The 3,533-nt window shown below is 67.6% G+C and carries 2 protein-coding genes; both read right to left on the bottom strand.

Going from position 1 to position 3,533, the window contains the following annotated elements; genetic code table 11:
- On the bottom strand, positions 1-2,579 hold a 2,579-nt coding region (locus tag Q4C89_RS14405; protein WP_303103315.1), incomplete at its 3' end, for a DEAD/DEAH box helicase.
- Positions 2,580-2,633: 54 nt separating this feature from the next.
- Positions 2,634-3,533: ABC transporter ATP-binding protein (locus Q4C89_RS14400; protein ID WP_303103314.1), on the bottom strand; the 900-nt coding region annotated here is incomplete at its 5' end.

Genomic DNA, 3,533 nt, shown 5'->3' with positions numbered 1-3,533 from the left:
GCGAATTTGACCAGCAGGCGCTTGTAGCCGTGACCCGGAAAATAAACCAGCACCTCGCGGGCGTCGCCCTGCCCGGAGCCCTGGGTCAGGATGCCTTCGCCAAATTTGGCGTGCGAGAGCCGCAGCGGGGCCGTGGAACTGACCGCCCGCTGAATCTCACGGCTGGGAATGCCGAGACGGGCGCTGACTTCGGGGAGCGAGAGGCCGTGCAGGTCGAGCAGTTCGCGGGCTTGCAGCGCCCAGTCGTTCGGCAAGGCGGGCGCTTCGTCGGGAATGACTTCGGCAGCTTCGGCGGGGGCAGGCTGAATCCCCAGCAATTCCTGCAAAAAGAGCGCGGTGGCCTGTTTGTCGGTGGGGCGGCGCTCACCGCTGGCGAAATACGGCGCAAAGCAGCGGCTGACCGCGATGCACTCGTAGCAGCCCAGGGGCGAGGTACAGCAGGTTTTGGTCGCCAGCACATGCGCCCGCCGCAACAGGTCGTCCATCTGCTCGAAGGCGCGGCGCGAGACGCCCAGGCCACCACGCCAGTCGTCGTACAGGAAAAAATAGGTGTCGCGGCCCTCCCGAAAAGCCCCTGCCAGGTCGCCCTCGTCGCAGGCCACCCGCTCGGGAATCAGCTTGAGCAGCAGGTGCTTGAGCGTGTGCGCTACGGCGTAGGGCCGCTCGCTGCTGGCGGGGTTCAGGCCGACTTCCAGCGCCGAGGTGCGAAAGGGCGGCAGTTCCACGGGTTCTTCGTAGAGGTGTTCGCTGAGTTTCTGGTCCTGCATCCGGTCCTGAATGCGCCCGCCGCAACTGGCGCAGACCCGCTCGAATGGCCCCGGTTCACGGTCACAGCCCGTACAGACGCGCTCGAAGACCTGGCGCATGACCGTGTAGCCCGAGTATTTGCGCCGCACCACGATTTCGCCGTGTCGGTAGGCCAGCGGGCCGCGCCGCACCCATTCGCCCATTTTGACCGTCTGCACCGAGGTGGAATACAGCCCCCGCGTAAACAGGTCGCCCGCCGCGTGCTTTTCCACCACGATGACCGTGCCGCGCCCCGTTTCTTCCCAACGCAGCACGCGGTAGCCCTGCCCGTCCAGCGTGAACACCGCGCCCTCGTGTTTCTCGGTCAGGGCGTAGTGGTGGCTGGGCGATTCCAGCGGGGCGTCAAACACCCGCAGGCCCTTTTCCTGCCAGTCTTTTTCCTCGGCGACGGCAAAGGTGGCGCTGCCCTCGCCGCGCAGGTTCCAGTAATTCGGCCCCGGCTCGGGCAGCGCAGGCAACCCTGCCGCCCGAAATTCGGCGTTGCGCCGCGCCTGATGCCTGGGGGCCAGATACGGATTTCCCGCCTCCACCACCGCCTTTTCCAGCGGCCCCGTCAGCAGCTCGCGGAAGTTGCCGATGTTGGAGTAAAAGGCGTCTACGGGCTGCGGCACGCCCTGTTCGTTCAGTGCGGGCAGGTACAGCACCAGCCCCGGCGCGATGCGGCCCGCCCGCCCCGCCATCTGCCGAAAGGCCATGCGCGAGCCGGGGTAGCCGTCGATGATGACCACTTCCAAGTCACCGATGTCCACGCCCGCTTCCAGCGCGTTGGTGGCGAACATCACCCCGCTGCTGGCCCGCCGAAACTCGCTGAGGCGGCCCTCGCGGTCCCCCGTTCCCGCCATGTAGAGGTGGACGTGCGGTGCGTACCTCGGCTGGGCGCGGTAGGTGGAATACAGCCGCGCTGCCCGCGAACGCCCCCGAAAAAAAGCCAGGACTTTGAGGTTGTGGTGCAGGCTGGCACTCACCACGCTGTCCCAGAAGCGGCGGGGCTGGCCTCTGTGGTCGGCGAGGTAATAGCGTTTGCCGTGCCGCGCCGCGCCCGATTCGCTCACCTGCGCGGCCTCAATGCCGACCAGTTCCCGCGCAAACTCGGCAGGGTTGCCGATGGTGGCGGTACTCATGACAATCTGCGGTTTGGCTCCCAGAGCGCGGGCAAGGTCAAGGAGTCGGCGCAGCATCCCCGCCACTTCCGACCCGAAGCCGCCCCGGTAGGTGTGGGCCTCGTCCAGCACCACGAATTCCAGCCGCCGCAAGAAATCGCGCACGGCGGGCTTGTCCAGCGACCAGTGCAGCTTGTCGGGCGTGGCGGTCACCATGCGGACTTCGGGCCGAAAAATGTCGCTCGTCTGGGCATTTCCCTGAAAAGCGGCGATGTCCCACCCGAAGCCGCCCGCCTGCCGAAAGGCCCGCAGCTTGTCGCGCTGGTCTTGCCCGAGGGCCACCAACGGATAGACAAACAGTGCCGTGGCTTCTGGCTTTTGCTCCAGCCGCTCGAACACCGCTGGGAAGAACGCGCCCGTTTTGCCGCTGGCAGTGGGCGTGGTGATAATCACGTTCTGGCCCGCGTGCATCAGGCGGTAGGTTTCGGCCTGGTGCGCGTAGACCTCGGGAAAGCCAAAGCCGCGCTGCACGGCGGGCGACCAGCCCAGACTGGCGGCGCTGACCGTCTGTGCGCCTCGCACTTCTTCCTCGTGCAGCAGCGTGGCCCCCCCACCCAGAATGTCGCGCAGGAACAGTTCCAGGCGGGCATAGGGCGAGCGGGCGGGCAGCATCAGGACAGTCTAGGGCGGCGGCGGGGCGCGTGACCGTAACGGTGGGCCAGAAGTTCAGGCCAGCCGACCCGTGTCCTGCCCGACCACATGGCCTTCCCCACGCAGACTCAGGAACACCTGCGCTCCTTCCGGCAGGGTCTGCGGGGCCAGCGTGTGCAGCACCACGTCCTGCCCCGCCGCCAGCCGCAGCACGTAGCGGGTGTCGCGTCCGCCAAATTCACGGCTGACGACCGTGGCAGGCGTGCCCGACGTATCAAACGCCAGTTGTTCGGGGCGCAGGCTGACCATCACCGGACCCTGGGCCGCCTGGGTCAGCCGCACACGGCCCAGCGGCGTTTCGGCCCACTCGCCCTGCGCCGTCCCCGACACCAGATTGCTGCCGCCCAGAAAGTTGGCGACAAAGACTGTGCCGGGCCGGGCGTAGACCTCCTCGGGCGTTCCGAACTGCTCGGCGCGGCCCGAACGCATCACCGCCACCCGGTCGCTGAAGGCCAGGGCTTCTTCCTGGTCGTGCGTCACCAGAATGGCGCTCATCCCGCTGCGGCGCAAAATGGCGCGGATTTCCTGCCGGGTGGTCTGGCGCAGTTGGGCGTCCAGGTTGGAAAACGGCTCGTCGAGCAGCAAGAGGGCCGGACGGGGAGCCAGCGCCCGCGCCAAGGCCACGCGCTGCTGCTGCCCGCCCGAGAGCTGATGCGGCATCCGCTTTTCGAACACGGTCAGGCCGACCAGCGCCAGCGTCTCCTGTGCCCGCGCCAGCCGCTCGGCACGGGGCAAGTGCCGCAGCCCGAACAGCACGTTGCCCAGCACGCTCAGGTGCGGAAACAGCGCGTAGTCCTGAAAGACCAGCCCCACGCCCCGCCCTTCCGGGGGCACGAGCGGTTGCGTCACCTCGCGGCCCGCGATGACGATAGAGCCGCTGTCCGGGGTTTCCAGTCCGGCAATCAGGCGCAGGGT

The organism is Deinococcus sp., assembly GCF_030523985.1.
Taxonomy (GTDB): domain Bacteria; phylum Deinococcota; class Deinococci; order Deinococcales; family Deinococcaceae; genus Deinococcus.
Note: the sequence above shows the minus strand (reverse complement) of the source record. Positions and strands in the feature narration are given on the sequence as shown.